The organism is Bacterioplanes sanyensis, from assembly GCF_002237535.1.
Taxonomy (GTDB): domain Bacteria; phylum Pseudomonadota; class Gammaproteobacteria; order Pseudomonadales; family Oceanobacteraceae; genus Bacterioplanes; species Bacterioplanes sanyensis_A.
Map to the genome: position 1 here is coordinate 1,005,158 of NZ_CP022530.1, position 26,661 is coordinate 1,031,818.

The window sequence follows — 26,661 nt, forward strand, 5'->3', positions numbered from 1 at the left end:
TCGTCCTTGCGGCCGTCCTGAGCCGGTATACCCTCCGTGTCGCGTCCCTTGCGTTTAGCCTCCTGGCTATGCTCTCCTGAGCAACGTCCTTGTGGCATCCTTTGCCGTCTTCCTTGTAGGTCTCCTGACCTATTCCTTAACGTCCTGTTGTGTTCTTCGTCCTGAAGATGAGACGTCCTGTCTCAGTGCCTCCGTACAGGATTTACAATAGCAGAATGGCGGCGAGGAAAAAGTCGTCCATGTTTATACTGTGACCGTGTTGGAAAAAACTTTTTCGCTAGAAAGCCCATGAAATCAGGGGTTTACCCATGTTCGCAGTGACTTTTGGGACAACCAGCAGGGGTGTTTTATCGACATGTCTCACTGCCTTGTAAGAGATATCTCACAAGGGTGTCCGCTACTTTCTCAGGAGTGGTAAATGATGGCTGTAGACGGCGATCTTCCGGCCACGACACAGGCTGCGCGGTGGCGCTATTTGGCCTGTGGCGAGGAGCTGATTTTCTTGCTCAAACGAGGAGTGATTGCTGTCCCGGAGGCGCGCAGTTGGTCACTGGCCTGGCATCAGCAACAAGCGACGGAAGACGCCGCTGCCGTCAGCGAAGATGACTTTCAGAGTTACCTGCAGCGGGCGTATGAGAATTTGCCGCCATCGGTGGCGTCTCTGCTGACGCTGGAGCAGTTTCAAGCGCAAGCGGAAAGTAAGCGGGCTGAGATAGAAAGCCAATTGGCGCAGCAGCGACAGGTTAAAACCGCGCAGCAATTGGGGCAGTTGGAAGACTGGCTGATGCAGCGCTTCTTTTGCCGAGCAGACAATGCCCTCGCCTGGATGCAACACCCTGCCGGGCTCCAGGCTGTATGGTTGGCGTTAGACCCGGCGGCTTGGCCCCAGGCTGAGCTGCAACCTGTGGTGTATCAGACACAGGCGACGCGCCTATATCCGCCGACTTTATTGGTCGACCCGCCGGAGTATCAAACACTGGGTGAGTACCGGTTGCTATTGAATCGCCATCAGCAAGATAAGTGCGTCACCGTGGCTGGTGTCGACAACGCCCTAGTTCGAATCCCGCCCAAGGCGATACGCGCACTGGTACTCGGCAGTGACGTGACCGAGGCTGCTAAGCAAACCCTGTTGGACTTCTGGCGCAGTGATTTCCGCTATCAGCGCACGCCAGTGCAGCAGATGCAGTGGCGCGCAGGTTTTACGCAACCTAGCTTTGTTGCCGTTGCGCGCTGAGCTCATTGATTAAGCGCGAGAACGCTTGCGGATCGGCCACTTCACCGTCTTCACGCAGCTGTGGGTAGGGCACGCCGTATTTTTTACACTGCTTGGTCAGTTGCGGCTGACTCCACTCAAACAATAAGCGCTGGTAGTGTGCTTCAGGCAACCGTGGTTGGTCGTACAGACCGGCGCGCTGGCGTTGATATTGCGCTTCGTTGAGCATGATGGCAGCGGCAACAGAGACGTTAAACGACTCAACCATGCCGTGCATCGGAATGACCAGATGATGGTCACACAAGCCCGCGGCTACGGCACTGACGCCTTCACGTTCGGTGCCCATCAGCAGCGCTGTCGGTTGGGTGAAGTCGTAGTTGCGATAATCGATGGCATCGTCGGTCAAATGCGCTGCGACGACTTTGTACCCTTGCTGCTGAAACTGCTGAATAGCGCCTTCGATATTGGCATGGGTATGCACGTTTACCCACTCGGCAGAGCCTGCGGTGGCGGCGGTACGCAAACGATAGCGATCTCGCGGCCACACCACATGGATATCTGGAATCCCCACCGCATCACAAGTACGGGCGATGGCAGCCAGGTTATGAGGTTTATACACTTCGTCCGTTAATACGGTCAGGTCCGGCTGGCGTTTATCCAGAGTGGCGGTAATACGCTGTAAGCGCTCGGGGGTCATGGTTGAAAATCTCGGGCGATTGCAAAAAACATAGCAAGCACGAAGGCGACCAGGGCATGGCTGGTGCTCGGCGGGCACGCATTGTATAAAAGCGACCCCTTGAATGCACGGAGATCGCTATGAAAGGCAACCCATTTCTCGGAGCACGCTATTGGCTCTCTGGTTTGTCCAGCCTGACTCAGCCGGGGCTGCGTCGCTACGTTGCCTTGCCGCTGTTGCTGAACATTGTGTTGCTGTCGGCAGGCACGTGGTGGGGCGTGCAGGCGCTTGATGACGCCACCGAGTGGATTGTGTCGTCACTGCCGTCGTGGTTGGAGTGGCTGTATTGGATCTTGATGCCATTGATGGTGTTGGCCTTTATGCTGGTGATGGCGTACTTCTTCAGTGCCGTGCTGATGCTGATTGCCAGCCCGTTCAATGGCTTGTTGAGTGAAAAGGTAGAAGTGCAAGCCGGCGGCCAAGTACCGGATGAAGACATCTGGCCGATGGTGTGGCGCACGCTGGGGCGCGAGCTGACCAAAATGGCTTATTACCTGCCGCGCTATTTTTTACTGTTCATCATCACCTTGATTCCAGTAGTCAATGTGGTGAGTCCGTTGCTGTGGTTCCTGTTTGGCAGCTGGGTACTGGGCCTGCAATACCTGGATTATTCCTACGACAACCACGGTGTTAGCTTTAAGCAGATGCGCCAACAACTGGCACAGCGGCGCATCACGGTGATGGGCTTGGGGGCAGTGGTGTCGGTGACCTTGTTGGTGCCAATCCTTAACTGGTTTGTCATGTCCGCAGCGGTCATTGGTGCCACGCGGCTGCGCATGCAGCACTTTACTTTGCCAGCGTCACAGCCATCCGTCGGCTATGCTGTGAAGAGTTCTGATGGGTAAGGGCCAAGCATGGCAAAGCTGAATATTTTGGTGGTAGACGACGCGGCATTCATCCGCGACTTGGTGAAAAAGGCGGTAAAGGAGATTTATCCCGGCTGCACCTTGCACGAAGCCATCAATGGTCGCAAAGCCACCGCCATCATGAATAGCAACGAAATTCATGTGGTGCTGTGCGATTGGGAAATGCCGGAAATGTCTGGCTTGGAGGTGCTGCAATGGATGCGCAGCGATGAGCGCTACAAAAAAACGCCGTTTATGATGATCACCAGTCGTGGCGAGCGTGATCATGTGGTGAAAGCCGTTACCGCTGGGGTGTCGGACTACATCGGCAAACCTTTCACCCGCGATAACTTCACCGCCAAGCTGTCGAAGATGGTGTACCGCCATCACAAGGTCAAACCGGGTGGTGCGGGCGGCAGTAGCAACCCAGTGAATGACTCGGCCAGTGTGCTGACGGGCGGTAAAGCTGCTCAGCCGGCCGCCAAAGTTCAGCAGGACATGGGCGGCGCCTCGGTATTGATGGGGCAATCTGCTGCCAAAAGTGCACCGCCTGCTGCGCCCGAAGCTCCGGCCGCCAGCAGTGCGCCGTCGGCGGCGTCGGTTAAGGTTGGCAAGGGCAATAAAGCCAAGGCGGTTGCCAGTGTGCGTTTTGGCTCGGGTGGCTCGGTGAAACTGGTGATCAAAGACATCAGCTTGCAAGAGCTGGTCGGCGTGTTTCGCCGCGAGGGCTCATTGCCTGGGCTGCTGGAAACTGTGGTGGTGGACATCATGCTGGGCGAAGAGCAAGACGAAGTGGCGCGCATCAATGGCTATATCCGCACACTGCAAGCGCAAGAGGCGCATCCAGAGGCGCAAACCATTCAAACCGTGATTCGTTACGTGGACGACGATCCGGAAAAGCTCGCCATCCTGTCTAAATTCATAGCGCGGGTTCGCTAACCCGCTGCTGCAGACGCTGACGTGGAAAGTGGCAGTAGAAAGTGCTGCCCTTGCCCATGCGACTGTCGATGCTCAAATGCCCTTCGTGGCGCAACAACACATGTTTTACGATGGCTAAACCCAGCCCAGTGCCGCCGGTATCTGGATTGCGACTGGGGTCGGCGCGATAAAAACGCTCGGTCAGCCGTGGCCAGTGATGTTCCGCGATGCCGATGCCGGTGTCACTCACCGCTAGCACGCCTTCGTTATCGTCTACCTGCCAGCGGACATCGATTTGCCCTCCTTCTGGTGTGTACTTCACCGCATTAAAAATCAGGTTAGAGAACGCACTGCGCAGCTCTGGGCCATAACCGGCGATCATCCAGCCGCTGTCGACTTGATGACTGATGCGATGCTGGCGCTCACCGCTGAGCGCCCGTGCATCGGCGCAAATCTGTGCGATCAAGTCGTGCACATCGACCTCAGTCGGGTCATCCGGCAGGTCGGTTTCTAAGTGCGACAAGGTCAGTAAGTCGGTAATCAGCAGCTCCATGCGCTGAGACTGCTGCGCCATTTGCTCCAGCATGCGTTGGCTGCGGCCCGGCAGATGATCGGCGGCGCTTTGCAAGGTCTCAACGTAACCACGAATCACCGTCAGTGGTGTGCGCAGCTCATGGCTGACATTGGCGACGAAGTCCTTGCGCATTTGCTCCAGCTGGACCAAGCGGGTGACGTCGTGCACCAGCAGCAAACGATCCTTGCGGCCAAACAGGGTGATGTTGAACTGCAATTGCTGCTGCGGGTTGACCGGCGAGGCGATGGTCAATGGTTCACGATAATCGACGCGATCAAAGTAGCGCTTAAAGTCTGGATTGCGAATCAGATTGGTCATTTGCTGGCCAACGTCGGTTGGCGCACGCAGGCCCAAATACTGGGTGGCGGCAGTATTCCACCATTCTAGGTTGCCGTGACTGTCGACCATCAGTACAGCGTCTTTTAATGCGGCAGTGGAGTCTTGAATGCGGTTGATGACCGCCGTCAGGCGTTGATGATGCTGGCGACTGCGTCGTTGCAGGCTTTGGGTCTGACGAAACACTTGTCCCCAGATCCCCAATGTTGACGGCAAAGTCTTACTCTGGCCGCTGGCCAGCCAGCGATGCAAACGGGCCAGTTGCAACCATTGCCAGCCAACATAGCCCAGTAAGGTGGCAAACAGTGCCCAACCTGTGTAGCCGAACTGATGGCCTGCTAACGCCGCCGCCAGCAGCAACAGTAGTAGCCGGCGCAATTCCCTGCGCCATACCTGGACCACAACTTACGAGGCTTTGGTCGAGAAACGGTAACCGGTACCCCGCACCGTTTGAATCAGGTGCTCATGTGCCTGGCCCAGCGCTTTGCGCAAGCGACGAATGTGCACGTCGACGGTGCGCTCTTCGACGTAGACATTGCCGCCCCAGACCTGATCCAGCAACTGAGCGCGCGAGTAGGCACGCTCCTGATGAGTCATGAAGAATTGCAATAAGCGGTATTCGGTGGGGCCAATGTCGATCGGCGCCTCAAAGGAGGTCACTCGATGGCACACAGGATCGAGAATCAAGCCACCGACTTCGATCGGCTCTTCGATGCCCTGCGGCGTGGTGCGACGTAACACGGCTTTTAGCCGCGCCACTAATTCGCGTGGGGAGAAGGGTTTGGTGATGTAGTCATCGGCACCGGCTTCCAGGCCCTGCACCTTGTTGTCCTCTTCACCTTTGGCCGTGAGCATAATGATGGGCAGCTCGGCTGTCAGATCCTCGCGCTTCAGTCGACGAGCAAACTCAACACCGCTGGTACCGGGCAACATCCAGTCCAGCAAAATCATGTCGGGTTTGTGATCCACCACGTGGGAGTGGGCTTCTTGAGCGTTGGCTGCCTCCAGGCATTCATAGCCGGCCATCTCTAAGGCAACTGCGATCATTTCCCGAATCGGCGCTTCATCGTCAACGATGAGCACGGTCTTGCCTGATTTACTCATAATTATGTCACGTAACTGTCATAGTCTCTTCCGCGCCGCTATTACAGCCAGAGAATGTTACAGCCATGTGACAGGCAGGGTTTTTACCTACGCGGTCTGATCGCGCTTACAGCCAGGCGTAGTGCGCGGCGATGCCGGCAAAAATGAGTGCCCCATACCAGTGGCTCAGGCGAAACATGCGAAAGCAATCTTCGCGCTGGCGCTGGCGAATGTGCCAGATTTGCCAGGCGGCAAACGCTTGCGCCAACGCCCAACCGAGATAGAAATACAGGCCCAGTTGCAGCTGTTGCCCAGCCAGCAGGTAGAACAGCCCGGTGATTGCCATCAAGCTGGCCACGGCGGCCACATCTAGGTCGCCGAGCAGTACCGCGGTGGACTTCACCCCGATGCGCAAGTCGTCGTCCCGATCGACCATGGCGTACATGGTGTCGAAGGCCACGGTCCAGGTCAGATTGGCGCAGTAGAGTAGCCACACCACCTGCGGTAGCTCATTGCTTTGTGCCGCGAACGCCATGGGGATGGACCACGAATACGCCGCGCCCAGAAACAACTGCGGCATGTGAGTATGGCGTTTCATAAACGGGTAGATCGAGGCCAATGCCAGCCCAGCGAAAGACAAGGCAATGGTGAAAGGATTGGTCATCAGCACCAGCACAAACGCACAGCTGATCAGCATGGCAAACCCAGTGAGTGCTTGTTTGCTGGTGAGTTTGCCGGTCGCTAACGGCCGATCTTTGGTGCGCTTAACGTGACCATCGATTTTACGGTCGGCAAAGTCGTTAATGACGCAGCCGGCTGAGCGCATCAGAAACACCCCAACAACAAAAATGACCACATTGCCTAGTGCAGGCATGCCATGTGCGGCGATGATCAAGGCCGCCAAGGTTGGCCACAACAGCAGGTAAGAACCAATAGGGCGGTCAAGGCGTGTTAGCTGCACCCAGTGAATCCAGGCGGGCCAAAGCTTATCGAGTTGTTGGGTAACCAGGGTGCGCACAAGCAGTCCAGCAGTATGGGCGAAGGCCAGTATTATGCCTCAGCGTGGTGCACGTCGCACCCACTCAGCTGTGCCAGCCGCTGGGGCAAGTCGTCACAAAATGCTTCACTCACCAGAATGGGGCAGTGTTGCAGAGTAAATATGGAATAACGGCAATGTTGCCAGCCACTTAGCTGACTGCGGCACACCTGCAATGGGCTGCGCTGCATGCCCGGTTGGCGAAACAGAAAGCTGCCCAACGAGCGATTGCCAAGAGCCCGCAGGCGCCGCAGAGGCCCTTGCAGTGCCGACAATGGCACCACGGTGCGCGCTCGTACCAGAGGTACTTCCGCTACCCACAGCACCACTTCTCGTTGCCAGACGGTTGCACCATTGGGTAACGCCATGACTTGGCGTTCAAACGCATTGGCATGGCCACATTGCTCGTTGACGACATGCACCCAAAATGCGCCGGGTCGCAGTTCATCCAGGCGCTGGCTTAACGAGCCGGGATGCAGCAGCCAATCGCGCCACAGTGGGCTGAGCTGGGGTAACAAGCGACGCCGCTGACCGGACCATAACGGTGCCAGAGGGTGAAAATGTTGGCCGCCTTTTTCCGGGCTAGGCGCAAGGGGAGCGGAGGTGGTTTTCATCGGCGCGCAGCATGCGCTAAAGGTAAGGAGCTGGCAAGTGCAATGCGGCCAATGCGCACGCATATGCCCGCAAAAGACCGTTGCTTTTCACCCATTGCGCCAGTAGTTTTAGCCCTCCGTGAAAGTTTGAGAGAGTACGAACCATGAAAAAATGGCAGTGCGTCGTGTGTGGCTGGATATACGATGAGGCAGAAGGAGCGCCCGATGAAGGCATCCCTGCTGGCACACGCTGGGAAGATGTTCCCGACGATTTTATCTGCCCCGACTGTGGCGTCGGTAAAGAAGATTTCGAGATGGTCGAGATCTGATCCAACGGGTCGCCGCCCGCGGCGACCGCTTTCCTGGCTAAATACTCATTAGGTTCCCGATATGACTCACACCGATGCTCCCATCGTCGTGATTGGCTCAGGCTTGGCCGGTTACAACTTAGTGAAAGAGCTGCGCAAACTGAATCCCGAGCAAGCGATTCTGATCATCACCGCGGATGATGGCGCCAACTACTCCAAGCCGATGTTGTCGACGGGCTTCACCAAAGACAAAACCGCCGAGCAATTAGCCATGGCGTCGGCCGCCGATATGGCCGAGCAACTGAATATCGTCATTCGTACCCACACCCGTGTGACGAACATTGATCCGGCGATGAAAAAGGTCTTCATCGGTGAAGAGCCGGTGGTGTACAGCAAGCTGGTGTTGGCTTGGGGGGCGGATGTGGTGCACGCGCGCTTTGAAGGCGATGCTGCGCAGCGCATTTTCTCGGTGAACGACCTGCACGATTATGCTCGCTTTCGCCGTGCCGCCTACGGCAAGCAGCGCGTATTGATCATGGGCGCTGGCCTGATTGGCTGTGAATTTGCCAACGATCTGGCCAACGGCGGCATCCAATCCGATGTCGTTGCGCCCTGCGATCAAGTATTGCCTGGCTTATTGCCAGCAGCAGCTGCCACTGCGGTGCAAACCGGGTTGGAATCATTGGGTGTGCGTTTTCACCTAGGGCCGCTGGTGTCACGTATTGAAACTACTGAGGACGGTGTGCGCGCCACGCTCAGCAACGGCGAGCAAATCGAAGCCGACTTGGTGTTGTCCGCCATTGGCTTGCGCCCACGGCTGGACCTGGCAGTGAAAGCGGGCCTAAAAGTGAATCGCGGTATTTGCGTCGACCGCACGCTGCAAACCAGTGAAGCCGACATTTATGCGTTGGGTGACTGTGCTGAAATCGACGGCCAGGTATTGCTGTATGTGCTGCCGCTGATGACCTCGGCGCGCGCGCTGGCCAAAACCCTGGCTGGTCAAACCACACCGGTCTCGTTTGGGCCGATGCCAGTAACCATCAAAACCCCGGTTGTGCCTGTGGTGGTGGCGCCACCTCAATCCGGTGTTGAGGGGGCGTGGCAAATTGATGGCCAGGGCAGTGATATTCAGGCGGAATTTCGTGCCCCAGGCGGCGAATTGCTGGGATACGCTTTGACCGGCGGCACAGTTAGCAATAAAGTAGCGCTCAACAAAGAACTGCCGCCCTTGTTACCCTGATAGCGGCGGTTCAGTGTGTGCATCACCGTGATGCTGAGTTAATCAATAAAGGAAGCAATTCATGCGTAAACCAGAACTGGCGGCAGCGATCGCTGAAGCAACTGACCTGAGCAAAGAAAAAGCCGCTGAGGTTGTGACTGCATTCACCGATCAGGTCGCCAAGGCCCTGAGCGAAGGGGACAGCGTAAGCCTGATCGGCTTTGGTACCTTCGAAGTTCGTAAGCGTGCTGAGCGTCAGGGTAAAAACCCACAAACGGGTGAAGCGATCACGATTCCTGAAGCCAATGTGCCTGCGTTCAAAGCCGGCAAAGGCCTGAAGGAAGCAGTGCAATAAGCGCTTCCGATCCACAATTGCTGACCCGTGAATGGGTTCAGCAATTGGTGATAGGTGAAGGGCTTTGTCCCTTTGCGGCGCCAGTCTTCGAGCAATTGCGCATCGACGTCTGCGCCGCGACCAAACTCACCGACATCACTCATGCACTGGTTACCTTGCTGCGCGAAGCCGCTGCAACGTCTCCGCAGCAACTGCCTACCGCGCTGTTTGTCGTGCCCAATGCGCTGCACGATTTCTACACCTACCTAGATTGGGTCGACGTATGCGACCAACTGCTGGTCGATCAGGGTTTAGAAGGTGAGTGGCAATTAGCGACGTTCCACCCGCGCTATCAGTTTGCTGAAGAAGATATGGATGATTGGTCCAACTATTCCAATCGTTCACCATTTCCCATGTTGCATTTGATTCGCGAAGCCGACATTGAAGCGGCTTTGGCCGATGTGTCTCATCCTGAGCGTATTCCTGAGCGTAACAAAAAGCATCTGCGTCGATTGGGCCGGGAAGGACTCTTGCAAGCCGCGCCTGCTCTGGCAAAATCCGGCCTGCTGTAGCTGCTGCGCGAACATCTGCGCCGCTGCAGCTTATCTATTTCAGAGGATTTCACATGATTAAATTTCGCATGCTGCTGTGGCTGTTAGGCTACATGATGAAAAAAATGCCAGCAAAAACCCGGACTTCCAGCAGCAGCTCAAAGGCAAAGACTTTGCTTTCCAGATGCAGACCGAAGACGGCAACGTGGTACGCCACTTCCGTATCAAAGACCAAGCGGTAAAAAGCAAAGGCAAAGCGCACAAGGAACCGGCGTTTACCATCAGCTTTAAAGATGCCGACACAGGTCTTAGAATTTTGACGGCAAAAGATAAGAATGCCTTTATGAAAGGGATTCAGGACAAAGACATCAAGGTGACTGGTGATCTGTCACTGGTGATGTGGTTCCAGGGCATCGCCAAATACCTGAAACCGCGTAAGAAAAAATAACCGACCACCGCTCACAATTCGGAGAGACCAGTGAAGGCGCAACTCGCAGGGCTAACGATTCTGGCTGCTATCGCTTTGCCAGGCCACACCAACGAGCTGGCGTTAGTGGACGCTGAGCCGTCCGCCGCCGTGATGGTGATCGATGAAACCTTGCTGCAGCAGCGAGTGGCCGAATTGATGGGCGTGGTGGGCTTGGCCGATCAGGCACGCCATGTTAGCCAAGCGGTGCTCAACGCTGAGCAGGCGACCCTGGGCCAGCAGTACCAGCTGGTCAACCAAGTGTCGGCAAGCTGGGCGCCACAGCGACTGCAGCAATCCTGGCTGGCAGCAACGCCGGCACTGTCTGAGCAACAACGTCTGGACATACTGCAGCGGTTACAAAGCGCAGGCTGGCAGCAAGCTCGTCAGCGTGAACTGGCGGCAATTCATGAGCAGGGTTCGCCAGCGTATCTCGATTATGTGCAACGCTTGCGGCTGCAAACGCCGCCGGCGGCGCGCTTGGCGTTGATCGATGAGCTCAATGAAGTCATGCATTTTGAGCAGTTGATGGTGCGTACCCGCACGGACGTTTATCAACAATTGCAGCAAGTGCTGCCAGATTGGCAGCCGCCGCAGCAGTGGCAGGCCAATGTGCGCCAGCAGGTTCGGGAGTTCCTGCTGTACACCCACCGACGTACCCCGAATGAACAGTTGCAAGCGTTAGTGGCTTTGTACCGTCAGCCCCAGTTGCAACAATGGATGACGGGATTCGTTAACCGCCTGCCAGCGGTTAACGGTTAAGCATGTGAGCAATCTCGGACAGCTCGTTTAACTGCTCCAGTACTTGCTCCGTGGCTTCTGTCACGGTGTCTTCGTTTAGCCCTAATTCGTCCAGGATGTGGGCTTCTGTGCGTTCAAATGGACCGTCACCAAAGCCATGGCGACGCAGGCTGCGACTGGCAACGTAGAGCAAGTGCGCATAGTCGCGATGCTCGCCGTCGTAATAGGGGTTATGCAAATGGCGAGTGGCGGTCACCACCTCTTCTGGCATGCGCCATTGTTGCATCAAGCAGGCACTGACCTGCTCGCGTGTCATGCCCAGTAAATGGCGTTCGATGTAAAACCGATTGATGTGTGGATTGGCTTCAATATGGCGATTCACCAGCGAAAACTGCGGCGGAAATACGTGCCCCAGCACCAGAAAACCGAAGTTGTGCAATAACCCACACAGATAGGCCAAGCCGCTATTCGGGCGATAGCGACTGGGCATGCGTTTGACCAGTTCGCCGCACAGCGCTGCAGTAACCACCGACTGCTGCCAGAACGGCGCGTAACCGTTAGGCCCCTCTTTTGGAACGCTCAAGGTGCGGCCTAAGGCTAAACCGAGGGCCAAGTTAATCACCAAATCAAAGCCCAGTACGCGAATCACCGCTTCTTCCACGGTTTTCACTTCTCCGCGAACGCCGTAGTACGGTGAGCGTGCCCAGCTGACGACTTGCGCCGACATGCCGGGGTCGAGCTCAACGGTCTGCGCCAGGCTGGCGCTGTCGGCATTGGGGTCAACCCGCAGCTCAATAATGCGGCGCGCGGTTTCGGGCAATGGCGGCAGGTCTAGAGTTTCTTCCAAACGCTGTTGAATACGCAGTGGCGTGAACTGGCGAACGGCGATTTCGACATCGGACAAATCTTGCTGGCTGTCCTGGTAGTGCAAATCCAGTGGCAGCGGCGCGGTATAGCGGCCTACATGCGAGCTGGCGGTCATGGCACGAAACTGATCCATTGGCACCTTCAGCCACTGATGCTCGGCTCCAGATACGATGTAGAGCTCGTCTTGCTCCAACAAGGTATCGTCGACCAAGCTGTCTAGGCCGGTGACTTGCGGCAAGGCCGGGAAATCCGTCAGGCCATGGCGGGTTTTCAGTGTTTGCAGCTCTGCCGACGATAAGGCAACAAACTGACGCCCCAATTGATGTGCCAGTAGGTTCAGGTCCAGCATGCGATCACCGGGCACCACCACTTGCACCTGTCCGGCCGCATCCTTTAAAAACACGACGTTGGCCACTTTGGAGGAATAAGAAGCGGGAGCGTTACTTTGCATAAGCCGGAGCAGTTCCTCGTCGTCAGTCAGCGTATATTGAACGTGCCAATCTTCCAGCACTTTGCGCACCGTTGCCGGAATCGCCATAGTCAGTCACCTGATCAATTTACCTGTCGTTACAGTATAGGTGAGAGATCATCGTCATTGCTGAAGTTGTGCTGTCGAAACGCTGTCTCAGGTCAGATATAGCAGAGATTGTTTCGATTATACGGTAGCAAATCGTTCGGCGTCGCCCAGCCAGCGGCGAATCAGCGGTTCTACTGCTTCTGGATGATTTTGCCAGATCTGCTCAGCCATGGTGCGCACTTGCGGCAGCAGATCGCCGTCGCGTTGCAAGTCGGCGATGCGCAGCATCTGCAGGCCAGTTTGGCGAGTGCCTAACAGCTCACCTGGCCCACGAATTTGCAGATCCTGCTCGGCGATGTAAAAACCATCTTGGCTGTCGCGCATCACTTGCAAGCGCTGTTTACTGGTCAGTGACAGCGGCGCTTTATACAGCAGTACGCAGTGGCTTTTGGCAGCGCCACGCCCGACCCGACCGCGCAGCTGGTGCAGCTGCGCCAAACCGAGGCGCTCTGGGTTTTCAATGATCATCAGGCTGGAGTTGGGCACGTCGACGCCCACCTCGATGACGGTGGTGGCGACCAGTAGGTCGATCTCGTGGGCTTTGAAAGCGGCCATGATGGCGGCCTTTTCGGCGGCTTTCATGCGCCCATGTACCAGACCAATGCGCAGTTGCGGCAAGGCTTCACGCAGATCGGTGGCGGTATTTTCAGCCGCCTGGCACTGCAGTGCTTCGCTTTCTTCGATTAAGGTACACACCCAATAGGCCTGTCGGCCTTCCTGGCAAGCGCTCTGCACGCGCTGAATGACCTCATCGCGGCGCTGGTCGGAGATGGCGACGGTGGTAATTGGGCTGCGCCCAGGCGGCAGCTCATCGATGACCGAGGTGTCTAGATCGGCGTAGGCGCTCATCGCTAACGTACGTGGTATCGGTGTGGCAGTCATGATCAGCTGGTGCGGTGACAACCCTTGCTGGCGGCCTTTTTCGCGCAGTGACAGACGTTGATGCACACCAAAGCGATGCTGCTCATCAATTATCACCAGCCCCAGGTTGTGAAACGCCACATCGTCTTGAAACAACGCATGGGTACCAATGGCCAAGCGAATGCCGCCATCAGCCAGCTGTTGCAGCGTATTTTGCCGCGCCTTGCCTTTGACCTTACCCGCCAGCCAGCCACATTGAATGTCCATGGGCTCAAACCAGGCCGACAGGTTGTGCAAATGCTGCTCTGCCAGAATCTCGGTCGGAGCCATGAGCGCCACTTGATAACCGGCCGCCAAGGCTTGGCAGGCGGCCAGTGCGGCTACCAGGGTTTTGCCTGAGCCAACGTCGCCCTGTACCAGACGCAGCATGGGAAAGGGTCTGGCCAGATCGGCGGCGATTTCTTCCACCACGCGACTTTGCGCGCCGGTGGGGGTAAATGGCAGTTGTTGCAGCAGTTGCTGCTGCAGCGCCGGTTTCTCTGCCAGTGTTGGCGCTTGATGGGATTGCACTTGGGCGCGCAAACGATGCAATGACAACTGATGTGCCAGCAGCTCTTCGAGAATCAGTCGTTTCTGCGCTGGATGCTGACCATTTTCCAGCAGCGCCAACTGGGTGTCTGCCGGTGGCTGGTGTAAAAACACCAGAGCTTGCTCGAGGGTCGGCAGTTGCCATTGCTGTAACCAATCGGCGGGTAACAAGTCGTTGAGGGCGACTTTGTGCTGGCGTAGCAGAGCAAGCGACTCTTCATGCAGTATGCGCAGACGTTGCTGGCTAATGCCGTCGGTGGCTGGGTAAACCGGCGTCAGCTGTGCTTCGAGCTGCTGATCATGGCCGTCTTCGAGTAGCTGATACTCCGGATGGTATAGCTCCAAGCCGCTGGCGCCACGTCTGGGCTCGCCGTAGCAACGAATCAGATTGCCGGTGCTGAACTGTTTTTTTTGCGCAGCGCTGAAATGATAAAAACGCAGGCTGATGGTGCCGCTGTGATCCTGCAGTTTGACCAGCAAGCTGCGGCGCTTGCCAAACACCACGCTGGCGCCTTTCACTTCGCCTTGCACCACCGCCGGTCGCATCGGCTGAGCAGCGCCGATGGGGGTTAAACGACTGCGATCCTCATAGCGAAACGGCAGATGGAAAAACCAGTCTGCCAGATTGTAAATGTTGAGCGCCTGCAGCTGCTCGGCCAGTTTGGGGCCGATGCCCTTAATGTCGGTCAGCTGAGTGGCTATCGCAGGCATTAACTAATCTGGCATTGCAGGGCGGTTTCAAGCATCAAATCGATGGCCTGGCCTCGTGGGAAGCTGATGCGCCATGCCAGCGCCACGCTGCGATAAGGGATCGGCGAGGTAAACGGGCGGGTGGTAATGAGGTTGTGGTCAATGTTGCTGATGGCAGACTCTGGCAATACGGAAATCCCTAAGCCGGTGGCCACCATGTGTTTGAGGGTTTCCAATGAGCTGCCCTCAGTCACGCTGCCCAGGCGAGTGTGGTGTTTGCGCGACAATGCCGGGCAAAACTCAAACACTTGATCACGAAAACAATGGCCTTCTCCCAACATGAGCAAGTCTTCGTCTACCAGCATGTCGGGGTCGATGGACTTCTTTTGGCACCAAGGGTGGCCCTTGGGCAACACCACTACGAAGTTTTCGTCGTACAGCACGCGGGTGACCACGTCGGGTTCGTTAAAGGGTAAAGCGACGATGATGGCATCTAACTCTCCATCGCGCAGTTGGCGACGCAATACACCGGTGTAATTCTCTTCCAAATACAACGGCATGGTGGGGGCGCGGCGATGAATTTGCGGCACCAAATGCGGGAATAAATACGGGCCGATGGTAAAGATGGCACCGATGCGCAGCGGCGTGCTGAGCTGGTCTTTGCCAGAGCTGGCGAGCTCTTTGATGGCTCTGGCTTCTTCCAATACACGCTGTGCCTGAGTGACGATTCGCTCGCCCAATGGTGTTACTCGGACAGCGCTTTTACTGCGCTCAAAAATTGCAATTTCTAACTCGCTTTCTAACTTTTTTATCGCTACGCTCAGCGTCGGCTGACTGACGAAACACTTCTCTGCCGCACGTCCAAAATGGCGTTCTTGGGCGAGGGTGACTATGTACTTCAGTTCCGTCAGAGTCATGATAAGTCTCTTGTATAGGTGAGAGATGCGCGATAAAGCTTACCTATCAGGATAGCGAAAATAAAGCGCTTGGCACACGCCAACGCAGCATAATAAATATCGGCGTAAAAGCCGTTTGCAGCGCAAGTATCAGTGTCTAGGGAGTTTAGGTATGGCGCGGATTCTCATTGTTGGGGCTGGCGATATTGGTGGCACGTTGGCAAACCACCTGCAGCAGCAAGGACACGACGTCGTCGCCGTGCGACGCTCAGACAAACCTGTGGGCGAGGGCGTTACCCTGATTCAGGCGGATGTCGCCGAGCCCGATACACTAACGGCGTTGGCGCAGCCGGTGGACATTGTCGTCTACAGCGTGGCATCGCCGGAGTTCTCCAAAGAGGGTTACCACACCTTTTATTACAAAGGCCTGCGCAACGTGCTCAAAGCGGTGCGAGGTCAGTCTCCGAAGCGGGTGTTTTTCGTTTCCAGCTCCAGCGTCTATCACCAAATGGATGGCGAGTGGGTAGATGAAAGCTCCGCTACTGAACCTACCAGCTTTGCCGGCAAAGAAATGCTGGCCGCCGAGCAGGCGCTGCAGAAAGACAAGCTGCCCGGCACTGTGGTGCGTTTTACCGGCATCTACGGGCCTGGACGCAATCGCATGATCGAACAGGCGCGCCATGGCGGCCATTGCGACCCAGAGCCGCCAGTGTGGACCAACCGTATTCATCGCGACGATTGCATTGGTGTGCTGTCGATGTTGATTCAACGAGCATTGGACGATCAGCCCCTGGACGATGTGTATCTGGCGACGGACGACGAACCGGCGACCTTGTTCGATGTGTTGGAATGGATGAAAGACCGCATCGGCGATGTGGACCCAGATCACGACATGCCGGAGGTGACACGGCGCGCCAATCGCCGCTGCTGCAACAAACGCCTGAAGTCGTTGGGTTATGAGTTCCGCTACGCCAACTATCGCGACGGCTATGATGAGCTGCTAACGGCGATGGGGCTTATCTGAGCCGGTGGAGTTTATATAAAGTGACGGGGCCGCATTTGCGGCCCTTCTGTTTTTCGGCGCGTTTAGTTTGGTTATCGCACGTCGAAACTGTTTAATCCGACGATTTCTGCGGCCGCTGCCAGCCGGCAATATTGCGCTGTTTGCTGCGACTTATAGCCAGCTGCTCATCCTCAACGTCTTTGGTAACCACCGACCCTGCGCCAACGGTGGCGCCCTTGCCGACGGTTACCGGCGCCACCAGCGCGGTATTTGAGCCAATGAAGGCCTTATCGCCAATGACGGTGCGGGATTTGTTCACGCCATCGTAATTGCAGGTGATGGTTCCGGCTCCAATATTGACGCCAGCACCCACGCTGGCATCGCCCACGTAGCTGAGATGATTGATCTTGGCCCCTTGGCCGATGTGTGATTTTTTCACTTCGCAGAAATTACCCACCTTGGCGCCGGCGGCTAGCTCGGCGCCGGGGCGCAGGCGTGCGTAAGGTCCCACGCTGCAGCCCTCATCGACCTGCGCTTGTTCGACCAAAGAAAAAGCCTCGACCTTGGTGCCAGCGCCGAGTTGGCTGTTGCGGATCACACAGTGCGGACCAATGTGAACGCCATCGGCGAGATGCACTTGGCCCTCAAATACGCAGCCGACGTCGATGTACACGTCCTTGCCGACGGTGACTTGGCCACGAATGTCGATGCGTGCGGGGTCCACCAAGGTCGCACCTTCGATCATCAGCTGCTCAGCCAAACGCTGCTGTAATCTGCGCTCTAGATAAGCCAGCTGCTGGCGGTCATTCACGCCCTGTACTTCGTCGCTGTTATCGGCAATCAAACTGTTGACCGCGATCCCTTGCTCGACCGCCATGGCAATAACATCGGTGAGATAGTATTCGCCCTGGGCGTTGGCGGATGACAGCTGCGGCAACCACTGCTGTAAAAGTGCAGCGCTGACCGCCAATATGCCGGTATTCACTTCGCGGATACGGCGTTGCTCTTCGCTGGCGTCTTTGTGCTCGACAATCGCCTGCACTTGGCCGTCATCGCTGCGCACAATGCGCCCGTAGCCGCTGGGGTCGTCCAGCTCTACCGTCAGAAGCGCCAACGACTGTTCGGCGGTCAGCGCCAGCAACTGCTGCAATGTTTGCGACTGCAGCAACGGCACATCACCGTACAACACCAAGACGGTGTCCTCTGCAGCAATGGCTGGCATCGCCTGAGCGACGGCGTGACCGGTGCCCAACTGCTGTGGTTGCTCGGCCCAATGAATGTCTAAATGCTGAAACTGCTGGCGCACAGACTCGGCGCCGTGGCCAATCACTACGTGCTGCTGAGCGTCGTCCAATTGTGCAGCAGCATCCAATACGTGCGCCAACATGGGTCGTCCTGCCAGCGGGTGCAGAACTTTGGGTAAATCCGATTTCATGCGCGAGCCTTTGCCCGCGGCGAGAGTAACAACGGCCAGTGCCATAACAGCCTCCAATGAACAGGCCGTTAGTTTAGCAGTCTGGCCGCTAGCGAAAAGTCATCAATGATGGTTGGCAGGCGGCGTCAAACAAGGCGCTGCACGCTCAGCTAATGAAGTCAGGAAGCGCACGTAGCCGTCAGCCTGCAGCGCAATACTGGTCGCCATTGGGTCCAGCTCGGCGCGATTGACCGACAGGTCTTTAACCAATGCCTCCACCAGCGCCGGGTCATACTGAGGTTCACTGAAGACACAATGCACATCGCCTTGCTGTAACTGAGTGCGCAGTGCGGCCATGGTCTTCAGCCCGGGCTTATGCCCAGGTGACAGCGTCAGCGCTCCGGCCTGATTTAAATTCAGCGCCGCCACCCAGTGGTCGTAGGCACGGTGAAAGACAAAAAAACCATGTTGGCGCACCGGGGCCAACATGGCGTTGCTTTGCTCCAACGCTTGTTGCAGTTGTTGCTGGAACGGTTGCGGGTCTTTGCCCAATTGCGCCGCTAGCTGTGCTTGTAGCCCGGTCATTGCCGTCGGCGACAGCCACCAGTGCGGGTCATTGCTGGCGCCTGCTGGCGCAAATTCTGCGGCGTTGATCCATGTCTTGTCTGGCCAGCGGGCGACAAAACCACGCAGGTAGGGCTCAGCTTTAGGGCCGCTCCACAGAATGATGTCGGCCTGTTGTAACTTGCGGATATCGGAAGGCCGCAGCGCAAAGTCGTGCGGTGACATATTGGCCGCCACCAAGGTTTGGATGTTATCAGTATCCACCACCGAAGCGGCCACCAATGCCAGTGGATGCACACTGGCCAGCACCTGCGGTTGCTGTTGCGCGTTGGCCGGCAATACAGACAGCAGGGCGAGGAAAAATAAAACGGTTTTAATCATTGAGTTGCAGCGACCCTAACGTAAAATTGCAACATTATAACCTAGATTCCATTTCCTATGACTCAAGATGCTCTCCGGCCCCACAATCACAGTCATTGCATTGATCAGGCGCTGCAGCAGGCGCGTAGCCTGTGTGAGCAGCGCGGTGTGCGTTTGACGGACATCCGCAAGCGCGTGCTGGAATTGGTGTGGCAAAGTCACAAGCCGGTCGGTGCCTATGACTTGCTGCCCGAGCTGGCGGCCGCGGGTTTCAACTCAGCACCTCCGACTGTCTATCGGGCGCTCGATTTTTTGCTGGAGTTGGGTTTGGTGCATCGCATCAGCAGCCTCAATGCCTTTGTCGGTTGTACTAATCCTGGCCATCTGCATCCCAGCTGTTTTTTCTTGTGCCGCCAGTGTGGTGTGGCGCAGGAGTTGGATCACGCCTCGGTGGATGGCTTAGCGCGTGAAGTGGAGCAAGCCTTTGGCGTGGTGGTTGAATCACAGATCACCGAGCTCAGCGGACTGTGCCCAGAATGCGCGAGTGAACCCCATGGCGACTGAGCTGGTTCGAGCAGAGCAGCTCACTCTGGAAAGGCAGCATAAAACCGTGCTCGACAACATCAGCTTATCTTTGAGCGCTGGGCAGATTCTGACCCTGATAGGACCGAACGGCTGCGGCAAGTCGACCTTGGTGAAGGTACTGCTTGGGCTTGAAAAGGTCGATCGTGGCACGGTTTGGCGAGCGCCCGGTTTGCGCATCGGCTACATGCCGCAACGGCTGCAGCTGGATGATCGGCTGCCGCTGACCGTCGGCGGCTTTTTGGCGTTGTCGCGCCATGCCAAGCCCGGTGATATCGAACACTGGTTAGAGCGACTCAATATCCGTGCGCTACAGCAGCAATCCGTGCACCGACTCTCAGGTGGCGAGTGGCAGCGGGTATTGCTGGCGCGTGCCTTGCTCAATCGGCCGCAGTGGTTGGTGCTGGATGAGCCGGTGCAGGGCGTTGATGTGCAAGGCCAGCTGGAGTTGTATGAGTTGATTCCACAGCTGCGCGATGAGCTAGGCTGCGCGGTGGTGATGGTGTCGCACGATTTACATTTGGTGATGGCCGCCACCGACGAAGTGGTGTGCCTCAACGGCCATGTTTGCTGCTCTGGTCATCCGGACCAGGTGTCCGTAGACCCTGCCTACTTGAGCCTGTTTGGGCGTCAGCCTGCAATGGCTCATTACACCCATCATCATGATCACGCCCATTGCCTTGATGGCCATGTGGAGCCAACACGCGGTGGCTCGGTATGAGCATGCCATGGTGGAGTGCCGCGTTGGCGGCAGGTGTGTTGTTAGCGTTAATGGCCGGGCCGCTTGGGAGTTTTGTCGTTTGGCGGCGCATGGCGTTTTTTGGTGACACGCTGGCGCATGGTGCGCTGCTTGGCGTTACCCTGGGTGTGCTGACCGATCTGAACCCTTTGCTGGCGCTGGTGCTGGGCTGTGTGGCCCTCGCTTTGCTGCTGTTGCCGCTGCAGCGGGCCAGCAGCGTGTCGTCCGATGCCTTACTGGGCATAGTGTCGCACTCGACACTGGCCATCGGCATGGTGGCGCTCAGCCTGGCTGACGATGTTCGTGTTGACCTGATGGGCTACCTGTTTGGCGACTTGTTGGGTGTGAGTCTGCAGGACGTTGGCTGGATGGCATTGGCTGCGTTTGCTGTGTGCACGCTGTTGGCCTACTTCTGGCGTGGCTTGGTGGCCATTACCGTGAGCGAGGAGCTGGCGGCGATGGACGGTTATCCGGTGCAGCGTTTAAACCTGTTGCTGGTCGTGCTGCTGGCGTTAGTCGTGGCTCTGGCAATGAAGGTGGTTGGTATTTTGCTGGTCAGCGCCTTGTTGGTGATTCCGGCAGCCACCGCACGCAGCGTAGCGCGTACACCGCCGCAGATGGCGTTGGCGGCGACGGGGCTCGGGGTAGTGGCTGTGTTAGCTGGTATGGCTGCGTCCTTTTATTGGGACATCCCCGCCGGACCTGGCGTGGTGGTCGCGGCGGCGGCCTTGTTTGTCATCAGCCTGCTGCGCCGTCCAGTAGCAGCTTGAGCAGCGGCACCAAACGCTCGGGGTCGTGTGGCGGTGAAATATAACCGCGATAGCGGCCCTGTGGGTCCAGTATCGCCAGATTTGCGCTGTGATCCATCAGATAGGCTTGGCCATCCGGGCGCTCAACTCGGTTGTACACTGCGTGCAGCTCCGTCGCTAGGGTTTGCAACGCCGCCTGATTTCCGGTGAGGGCACGAAACTCCGGGTTGAAATAGTCCATGTACAGATGCAGTGACTCCGGCGTATCACGCTGTGGGTCCACCGACACCATGGCCACGCCCAGCTGCTGTTGCTGACCGGGCGTTAGGCGCTGCCAGCTACGGTTTAAATGGGTCAGCGTCATCGGGCAGATATCTGGGCAATAGGTGTAGCCAAAAAACAGTAGCTGCCAACGTCCTTGCAGGTCACTGCGTGCTGCAGTGGCGCCGTGCTCATCGACAAATGCAAAGTCACTGACTGGCAGTGGCCGTGGAAACAGCACCAGGCCATCTTGCTGCAGCAACCTGGCGGGCTGGTTTTGCTGCGCCGACAACAACCCGGCAGCCAGTGCAATCAGCAGTACCATCAACAGCCCTGTTACGCGTAGCATGTGCGCCCCTCGGTAAGAAAGTTTGGCGGAGTATATCAGCCATGACCGCAGTCTCTGCGGCCGGCAACGACAGTTGGACTGCGACACAGCGTCGCATCTTGGCGTTGGCTTGGCCGATCATTATTAGCAATATCACTGTGCCATTGTTGGGTCTAGTCGATACGGCAGTTCTCGGTCATTTACCCGATGCCAGCCACTTGGCGGCGGTGGCACTTGGTAGTCAGCTGTTCACCTTGCTGTTCTGGAGTTTTGGTTTCCTGCGTATGGGCACCACAGCATTGGTGGTGCAGGCCAGCGGTCGCAGTGATGAGCAACAGGTTTTACAGGTATTACAGCGCGCGCTTTGGCTGACGTTGCCCTTGGTACCCTTGCTGCTACTGCTGGCTCTAGCCTTGTGGCCATTGCTGTTGCCGTTGATGGGGGGCACGGCAGCGTTGCAGCAAGAAGCCTTGTCGTATTTGCACATACGGCTGTTGGCGACTCCTGCGGTATTGGTGCAGTACAGCTTAATTGGCTGGTTTATCGGGCAAGGCAAACCGCGCCTGCCGTTGCTCATGTTAGTCACCGCCAATGGTATCAATGCGCTGCTGGATATTTGGTTTGTCTTCGGCCTGGGCATGACCAGTGACGGTGTGGCGGCGGCGACGGCCATTGCGGATTACAGCGCGGCGTTATTAGGGCTGTGGTTGGCTTATCGACAAGGGCTGCGCGGCCTTGGCCGTCGGCCGGCTTGGGCATCCATGGCGGCCACCATCAAGGTGAATCAGCACTTATTTGTCCGCACGCTGTGCTTGTTGGCGGTATTTGCTTTTTTTACCGCACAAGGAGCGCGTCAAGGAGAGCTGATCTTGGCAACAAACGCGATGCTCATTACGCTGCTGTTACTGATCTCTAACGCCCTTGATGGGTTTGCCCACGCCGCTGAGACGATTACCGGACAAGCGTTAGGAGCAGGACGCCCGCGGCAGATGCGGCGTGGCATTTGGGCGTCGGGTGTAAGCTCATTGTTGCTCGCCGTGTTGCTCAGTATGGGCTTTTGGTACGCAGGCCCTTGGTTACTGCAACAGCTCACTGACAACGAAGCGTTGCAATCGAGCCTCGCTACCTATCAGGTGTTTCTTTTTTGGCTGCCGCTGGTGGGGTGTTTGAGCTATTGGCTGGATGGCGTATTGGTCGGCGCCAGCGCCACGGCCTGGATGCGCAACGCCATGTTAGCGTCTGCGCTGCTGTGCTTTTTGCCCTTGTGGTGGTGGCTGCAACCGATGGGCAACCAAGGTTTGTGGCTGGCCTTTTACGGTTTTCTGCTGTGCCGCGGTGGCCTGATGCTGTGGCCCATGTGGCAGATTTTGCGCTACCCGCAGCGCTTTACTGAGTCTTGTTCGCGTTCCTAAAAATTCCAACTACACTGCTGAGTTGTGGACTGTCAACTCATGTAAACGATTGATTGCTAGTAGAATTTTTTAGAAAAAATCCGTCTAACTGAGAGCGGTCATTTCTATTGTATGTGAGGCGTCAGCTGATTAACGTGTAACCCCATCGGAGGGACTCAACGGGACATGAAGACGATGCGCGAAGACAATCTGGACGCCCTTGTGCACAGCATTCAGGCAGCGACAGCCGCCGAGCAACAACAGCAACGCCTGCGGACGCAGGTGCTCTTCCATCAAGCTGATATCTCACGCCTGGTAGACATTGCCGACGATGACGGTGACACCCTTTATCGGTTTGTTTTGCGCTACATCAGCGAAGTGCCAGTCATGCTACTGAATCTGCAGCACGCAGCGATGGAAGCCGGGCTGTGGCGCTATGTAAAGCCGGTAATGGACGTGGCGCTGGCGTTTGTGCAACAGGAGCCTGAGCAACAGTCATCTAAAGGGCAGATCTTTGCGTTGTTGCATCAAGCTTATTTGGTGCATCGCTTATTAGAAGAGGTGAACGACACCTACATTCACCGCGTTGGCCAGCCAATGGTGCCCAAAGACATGGCGCTGGCCAATGTCATCATCCACACCTTGATAGAAGAACCGCTGGCGTCCACCCTGGAGCGGTTGGTGGAGCACTCAGTGCAACAGGTGTTCAGCCCGCAGATTGCCTATCAGGATCCAGACTTCTGCGCTTATCTATCCCGTAAAGAAAGCAACAATCTGATCCAAATTGCCCAGCCTTGGCCGTGCCTGAGCGCGCAAATGGGCATGTCCAGTCCAATCCTGAATTAATCTCAGTGTGCCAGGTCTGAGCCTGGCGTCAGCTGCTGCTGCAAAAAAGACAACAGTGCTTTCACCCGGGCACTGTTCTTCAACTCACGATGATAAACAAACCACATCGGCTCTGCCTCGGCTGGAATATCCAACGGCACGGCTTGCAGGCCATCACGCAGTGCCTGCTGATGCTGCAACGAACCAAACCCGCCGATGCCCATGCCTTCTCGAACGGCGTAATAAATGTCGGTAAAGCTGTTGCTGCTGAGAGTGATGCGATGCTCGGGCACCTGTTGTAGCACCGCCTGAATCTCAGAGATCTTGCGTTTGTTACCAGTTGGCAATACCCACCAATGCTGCTCAGCCTGAGACAGTGACGTTGGTAGACCGTAGCGCTCGATGTAACTGGGTGCGGCGTAATAGTGAATGCCGACCTGCGTCAGCGGCCGGGCGATCAAATCAACCTGCTGTGGCTGCGGCCCCATGCGAATCGCCACGTGAACATCGCCGCTGGTCAGGTTGACGTGCTCATCCGTGGCCAGCACTTGCACCCGAATCTGTGGATGCTGTTGGCGGAAATCGCGCAGCAAAGGGGCAAAAAACTGCGAAAAGTCGGTGGCGGTCGATATGCGCAAGGTTCCGCCCGGCGATGCGTCCAACGCTGCCAGATTACTGTGCAGGCGCTGCATCGCAGCCGCCAATGGCTGGCCATGCTGCAGTAAGTAACGGCCGGCATCGGTCAGGCGATAACCACGTTGATGGCGTATGAACAGTTTTTGTTTTAGCCCGGCTTCCAGCTGATTGATGTGGCGCAGCACGGTTGAATGGTTCATCCCAAGGTGCTCACCAGCGCGGCTTAGGCTGCCTTGCTCGGCAACAGCCAAGGCAATGCGAATATCGTCCCAGCGGAAATCGTCCATATCCGTTCATTCGTGAGTTGTTCGTTTGTGCACAATTGTTGTCGCATCTTTGTTGTTTTTCAAACAGTGATATCCCGCTATGGTGTGGTTTCAGTATTAAAAATGAGAACGGTTATGCTCAGAAATACTCATACCGGTTATGGTTGGCCAGCCATTGCATTGCATTGGTTGATGGCGCTGGCGGTGCTGGGAATGTTTGGGCTAGGCCTGTACATGGTGGATTTGTCCTACTACGACCCTTGGTACCGGGATGCGTTGTCGCTGCACAAAAGCATTGGCATCTTGGTGGCGTTGGTATGGGGGCTGCGGCTGGTATGGCGCTTGCTCAATCCGAGCCCTGTGCCGCTCAATGCTAACAAGTTGCAGGCGTTGGCTGCGCATGGTGCCCATGTGCTGCTGTATTTGCTGATGCTGGCGTTGTTTGTCAGCGGGTATTTGATTTCCACCGCAGATGGTCGCGCCATTGAAGTATTTAGCTGGTTTTCTGTACCAGCCACGCTGACCGGTAATAACCAGGAAGATGTGGCTGGGATGGTCCATGAATGGTTGGCCTGGGGGCTGATAGCGTTGGTGGTGGTACACGCCATGGCCGCGCTGAAACATCATTTCGTCGACCGTGACGCAACATTAAACCGCATGATCAAAGTAAACACACAGGAGCAACAATAATGAAAAAACTGCTTATCGCAGCGGGAATCGGCCTAGCGGCCATGACGTCAGCGCATGTGCATGCCGCAACCTATACCATCGATACCCAAGGCGCCCATGCCTTTGTGCAATTCCGTATTCAACACCTGGGCTACAGCTGGCTGCTGGGCCGCTTCAATACGTTCGATGGGCAATTTGAATACGACGCTGCGGCACCAGAGAAGTCCGCCATCGAAGTGGTGATCGACACCGCCAGCATCGACTCTAATCACGCTGAGCGCGACAAGCACTTGCGCAGTGAAGACTTTCTGAATGTTAAAGAACACCCACAAGCCCGTTTTAAGAGCACCGGTTTTCGCAGCACAGGCGAGGGCAGTGGCGTGATCAGTGGTGATTTCACCTTGAACGGTGTGACTCGCAGCATCAGCTTCCCTGTTGAGCGCATTGGTGAAGGTGAAGACCCGTGGGGCGGCTACCGTGCTGGATTTATGGGTAAAACCACACTGACGCTGGCGGATTACGACATTACCTACAATCTCGGCCCAGCCTCAGCGCAGGTCGAAATTGAGCTGCACATCGAAGGCATCCGTCAGTAACGTCTATGCGGTCTGCTTAGCAGGCCGCGTCTATTTAAGCCGCCACTGGCCATTGGCCAGTCGGCACACCACTTGTTCAAACTCTTCTTGCTTGCCCTCTATGCTGGTGCGGATCAGCAGCCGGCTACAGCGCTTCCCCTTGGTAGTTGATAAACGCACCACGTCACCACTGTGAGTGGTGTCAGGGTTGCTCCAGCTAAGACTGTCAGCCTCTTCCTTAGCCAGTAGGTTGGTGATGGTTTGTGCGATCAGGGCGCGATCCTGCGTAGTCATCTTCTGCGCCGACAGTGATCTGGGGTCGAGTATTTCTCCGCCCCCCTTGATTAGGTTCCAGGGCAAAGTGATGGCACCGACCACAATGCCTTGCAACACACCGCTGGACGCATTACTGGCCGCTTGATTGATGGAGGCAATTTGGCCGTCGATCTGCTGCAAGTATTGCGGAATGACGCCGCGATAGGCACTCGACTCCTCCAATAATTGCGCCACCAATGAACGCCATTGCTGTAGTTCTCGCAGTGAGGCTTCAATGCGTTGATTGGCCAGTGTGAGTTGCTGCAAGTAGCCAGGAGCATGGTTGCTAACGGCCTGCAATGACTGGTTGGCTTGGGCAGCTTGTTGCTCTGCGACCGGGAGCCAGGCTTGCAATTGCTGGCTTTGTTGCAGCCCTTGCCGGAGCAAGCGGTTGAACTGCTCAACACTGCTGACACCGTCGGTGACGACGGGTTGATAGCTTTGCAGCGTTTGCAAGGCAGTGGGCAATTGTTGACTCAACTGTTGAGATTCGTCCTAGTTGTCATCCGAAATACGCCACCGCTGCCGCCAGCAAGCTGATAGCGATGGCCA

The 26,661-nt window shown here is 56.6% G+C and carries 29 protein-coding genes and 1 pseudogene; 17 read left to right on the forward strand and 13 right to left on the reverse strand.

Annotation, left to right across the window (positions count from 1 at the left end; all coding sequences use genetic code 11):
• The first annotated feature begins 418 nt into the window (after positions 1–418).
• On the forward strand, positions 419–1,234 hold the full coding sequence (locus CHH28_RS04705; RefSeq protein WP_094059222.1) for a hypothetical protein: 816 nt from the start codon (positions 419–421) through the stop codon (positions 1,232–1,234).
• On the opposite strand, the gene trmH is transcribed toward CHH28_RS04705, so the two are convergent.
• Complete coding sequence (gene trmH, locus CHH28_RS04710; protein WP_094059223.1) at positions 1,209–1,910, reverse strand: tRNA (guanosine(18)-2'-O)-methyltransferase TrmH; 702 nt, start codon at positions 1,908–1,910, stop codon at positions 1,209–1,211. The two genes, CHH28_RS04705 and trmH, sit on opposite strands and share 26 nt — an antisense overlap.
• A gap of 119 nt (positions 1,911–2,029) precedes the next feature.
• On the opposite strand from trmH, the gene cysZ reads away from it, so the two are divergent.
• Positions 2,030–2,794 carry a sulfate transporter CysZ gene (gene cysZ / locus CHH28_RS04715; RefSeq protein ID WP_094059224.1) on the forward strand — a complete coding sequence of 255 codons (765 nt, stop codon included), beginning with the start codon at positions 2,030–2,032 and terminating at the stop codon, positions 2,792–2,794.
• A 9-nt stretch (positions 2,795–2,803) separates the two neighbouring features.
• Positions 2,804–3,733, forward strand: a complete 930-nt coding sequence (locus CHH28_RS04720) for a response regulator (RefSeq protein WP_094059225.1) — start codon at positions 2,804–2,806, stop codon at positions 3,731–3,733.
• Here CHH28_RS04720 and phoR read toward each other — a convergent pair.
• From phoR to CHH28_RS04740, 4 genes are all read right to left on the reverse strand, one after another.
• Positions 3,714–5,024, reverse strand: coding sequence for a phosphate regulon sensor histidine kinase PhoR (phoR, locus tag CHH28_RS04725; RefSeq protein ID WP_094059226.1), 1,311 nt, complete (start codon positions 5,022–5,024; stop codon positions 3,714–3,716). The genes CHH28_RS04720 and phoR overlap by 20 nt on opposite strands.
• A 3-nt stretch (positions 5,025–5,027) precedes the next feature.
• Positions 5,028–5,726: a phosphate regulon transcriptional regulator PhoB gene (phoB, locus tag CHH28_RS04730; RefSeq protein ID WP_094059227.1), complete on the reverse strand. Its 699-nt coding sequence runs from the start codon at positions 5,724–5,726 to the stop codon at positions 5,028–5,030.
• A 106-nt stretch (positions 5,727–5,832) separates the two neighbouring features.
• On the reverse strand, positions 5,833–6,723 hold the full coding sequence (ubiA, locus tag CHH28_RS04735; RefSeq protein ID WP_094059228.1) for a 4-hydroxybenzoate octaprenyltransferase: 891 nt from the start codon (positions 6,721–6,723) through the stop codon (positions 5,833–5,835).
• A gap of 32 nt (positions 6,724–6,755) precedes the next feature.
• Complete coding sequence (locus CHH28_RS04740; protein WP_094059229.1) at positions 6,756–7,355, reverse strand: chorismate--pyruvate lyase family protein; 600 nt, start codon at positions 7,353–7,355, stop codon at positions 6,756–6,758.
• A 143-nt stretch (positions 7,356–7,498) separates the two neighbouring features.
• On the opposite strand from CHH28_RS04740, the gene CHH28_RS04745 reads away from it, so the two are divergent.
• The 6 genes from CHH28_RS04745 (at position 7,499) to CHH28_RS04770 (ending at position 10,974) form a co-directional block, all read left to right on the forward strand.
• A complete protein-coding gene (locus tag CHH28_RS04745; RefSeq protein WP_094059230.1) occupies positions 7,499–7,663 on the forward strand; it encodes a rubredoxin in 165 nt (54 codons plus the stop codon).
• Positions 7,664–7,724: 61 nt separating this feature from the next.
• The gene (locus tag CHH28_RS04750) at positions 7,725–8,882 is read left to right on the forward strand and encodes an FAD-dependent oxidoreductase (RefSeq protein ID WP_094059231.1); all 1,158 of its coding nucleotides are present in this window, start codon (positions 7,725–7,727) and stop codon (positions 8,880–8,882) included.
• 61 nt (positions 8,883–8,943) lie between these two features.
• Entirely contained in the window at positions 8,944–9,216 is a 273-nt protein-coding gene (locus tag CHH28_RS04755) for an HU family DNA-binding protein (protein ID WP_094059232.1), read from the forward strand.
• Between the two features lie 17 nt (positions 9,217–9,233).
• Positions 9,234–9,767 (forward strand): DUF1415 domain-containing protein, encoded by a 534-nt coding sequence (locus CHH28_RS04760; RefSeq protein WP_157729778.1) that lies wholly within the window; start codon positions 9,234–9,236, stop codon positions 9,765–9,767.
• Positions 9,768–9,843: 76 nt separating this feature from the next.
• Positions 9,844–10,194: an SCP2 sterol-binding domain-containing protein gene (locus CHH28_RS04765; RefSeq protein ID WP_233243747.1), complete on the forward strand. Its 351-nt coding sequence runs from the start codon at positions 9,844–9,846 to the stop codon at positions 10,192–10,194.
• Positions 10,195–10,224: 30 nt separating this feature from the next.
• Positions 10,225–10,974 carry a hypothetical protein gene (locus CHH28_RS04770; RefSeq protein ID WP_094059234.1) on the forward strand — a complete coding sequence of 250 codons (750 nt, stop codon included), beginning with the start codon at positions 10,225–10,227 and terminating at the stop codon, positions 10,972–10,974.
• Here the strand turns inward: CHH28_RS04770 and CHH28_RS04775 are convergent.
• From CHH28_RS04775 to CHH28_RS04785, 3 genes are all read right to left on the reverse strand, one after another.
• Entirely contained in the window at positions 10,964–12,358 is a 1,395-nt protein-coding gene (locus CHH28_RS04775; protein ID WP_094059235.1) for an aminoacyl-tRNA deacylase and HDOD domain-containing protein, read from the reverse strand. The genes CHH28_RS04770 and CHH28_RS04775 overlap by 11 nt on opposite strands.
• Positions 12,359–12,475: 117 nt before the next feature.
• Positions 12,476–14,557 carry an ATP-dependent DNA helicase RecG gene (recG, locus tag CHH28_RS04780; protein ID WP_094059236.1) on the reverse strand — a complete coding sequence of 694 codons (2,082 nt, stop codon included), beginning with the start codon at positions 14,555–14,557 and terminating at the stop codon, positions 12,476–12,478.
• On the reverse strand, positions 14,557–15,453 hold the full coding sequence (locus tag CHH28_RS04785; RefSeq protein WP_094059237.1) for a hydrogen peroxide-inducible genes activator: 897 nt from the start codon (positions 15,451–15,453) through the stop codon (positions 14,557–14,559). The genes recG and CHH28_RS04785 overlap by 1 nt, the downstream gene beginning before the upstream one ends.
• A 97-nt stretch (positions 15,454–15,550) precedes the next feature.
• Between CHH28_RS04785 and CHH28_RS04790 the strand changes: the two are divergent.
• Positions 15,551–16,456: pseudogene (locus CHH28_RS04790) on the forward strand (SDR family oxidoreductase); the annotation flags it as partial.
• 91 nt (positions 16,457–16,547) lie between these two features.
• On the opposite strand, the gene glmU reads toward CHH28_RS04790, so the two are convergent.
• Both glmU and CHH28_RS04800 read right to left on the reverse strand, forming a co-directional pair.
• Complete coding sequence (gene glmU / locus CHH28_RS04795) at positions 16,548–17,915, reverse strand: bifunctional UDP-N-acetylglucosamine diphosphorylase/glucosamine-1-phosphate N-acetyltransferase GlmU (protein ID WP_094059239.1); 1,368 nt, start codon at positions 17,913–17,915, stop codon at positions 16,548–16,550.
• Positions 17,916–17,972: 57 nt separating this feature from the next.
• The gene (locus CHH28_RS04800; protein ID WP_094059240.1) at positions 17,973–18,794 is read right to left on the reverse strand and encodes a metal ABC transporter solute-binding protein, Zn/Mn family; all 822 of its coding nucleotides are present in this window, start codon (positions 18,792–18,794) and stop codon (positions 17,973–17,975) included.
• 57 nt (positions 18,795–18,851) lie between these two features.
• On the opposite strand from CHH28_RS04800, the gene CHH28_RS04805 reads away from it, so the two are divergent.
• From CHH28_RS04805 to CHH28_RS04815, 3 genes are read left to right on the forward strand one after another with little or no spacing between them, the layout of a single operon-like run.
• Positions 18,852–19,337 carry a Fur family transcriptional regulator gene (locus tag CHH28_RS04805; RefSeq protein ID WP_094059241.1) on the forward strand — a complete coding sequence of 162 codons (486 nt, stop codon included), beginning with the start codon at positions 18,852–18,854 and terminating at the stop codon, positions 19,335–19,337.
• A complete protein-coding gene (znuC, locus tag CHH28_RS04810) occupies positions 19,327–20,076 on the forward strand; it encodes a zinc ABC transporter ATP-binding protein ZnuC (protein WP_094059242.1) in 750 nt (249 codons plus the stop codon). Before CHH28_RS04805 ends, znuC begins: the two co-directional genes overlap by 11 nt.
• Complete coding sequence (locus CHH28_RS04815) at positions 20,073–20,864, forward strand: iron chelate uptake ABC transporter family permease subunit (protein WP_094059243.1); 792 nt, start codon at positions 20,073–20,075, stop codon at positions 20,862–20,864. The genes znuC and CHH28_RS04815 overlap by 4 nt, the downstream gene beginning before the upstream one ends.
• On the opposite strand, the gene CHH28_RS04820 is transcribed toward CHH28_RS04815, so the two are convergent.
• The gene (locus CHH28_RS04820; RefSeq protein ID WP_094059244.1) at positions 20,833–21,453 is read right to left on the reverse strand and encodes an SCO family protein; all 621 of its coding nucleotides are present in this window, start codon (positions 21,451–21,453) and stop codon (positions 20,833–20,835) included. The two genes, CHH28_RS04815 and CHH28_RS04820, sit on opposite strands and share 32 nt — an antisense overlap.
• A 41-nt stretch (positions 21,454–21,494) precedes the next feature.
• Between CHH28_RS04820 and CHH28_RS04825 the strand changes: the two genes are divergently transcribed.
• Both CHH28_RS04825 and CHH28_RS04830 read left to right on the forward strand, forming a co-directional pair.
• Positions 21,495–22,844 carry an MATE family efflux transporter gene (locus CHH28_RS04825; RefSeq protein ID WP_094059245.1) on the forward strand — a complete coding sequence of 450 codons (1,350 nt, stop codon included), beginning with the start codon at positions 21,495–21,497 and terminating at the stop codon, positions 22,842–22,844.
• A 165-nt stretch (positions 22,845–23,009) separates the two neighbouring features.
• On the forward strand, positions 23,010–23,669 hold the full coding sequence (locus CHH28_RS04830) for a hypothetical protein (protein WP_157729779.1): 660 nt from the start codon (positions 23,010–23,012) through the stop codon (positions 23,667–23,669).
• Between the two features lie 2 nt (positions 23,670–23,671).
• On the opposite strand, the gene CHH28_RS04835 is transcribed toward CHH28_RS04830, so the two are convergent.
• The gene (locus CHH28_RS04835; RefSeq protein WP_094059247.1) at positions 23,672–24,571 is read right to left on the reverse strand and encodes a LysR family transcriptional regulator; all 900 of its coding nucleotides are present in this window, start codon (positions 24,569–24,571) and stop codon (positions 23,672–23,674) included.
• Positions 24,572–24,685: 114 nt separating this feature from the next.
• On the opposite strand from CHH28_RS04835, the gene CHH28_RS04840 reads away from it, so the two are divergent.
• Complete coding sequence (locus CHH28_RS04840) at positions 24,686–25,240, forward strand: cytochrome b (RefSeq protein ID WP_094059248.1); 555 nt, start codon at positions 24,686–24,688, stop codon at positions 25,238–25,240.
• Complete coding sequence (locus CHH28_RS04845; protein WP_094059249.1) at positions 25,240–25,815, forward strand: YceI family protein; 576 nt, start codon at positions 25,240–25,242, stop codon at positions 25,813–25,815. The genes CHH28_RS04840 and CHH28_RS04845 overlap by 1 nt, the downstream gene beginning before the upstream one ends.
• Positions 25,816–25,845: 30 nt before the next feature.
• Here CHH28_RS04845 and CHH28_RS04850 read toward each other — a convergent pair whose 3' ends face one another.
• The gene (locus tag CHH28_RS04850) at positions 25,846–26,589 is read right to left on the reverse strand and encodes a hypothetical protein (RefSeq protein WP_094059250.1); all 744 of its coding nucleotides are present in this window, start codon (positions 26,587–26,589) and stop codon (positions 25,846–25,848) included.
• Positions 26,590–26,661: the final 72 nt, after the last annotated feature.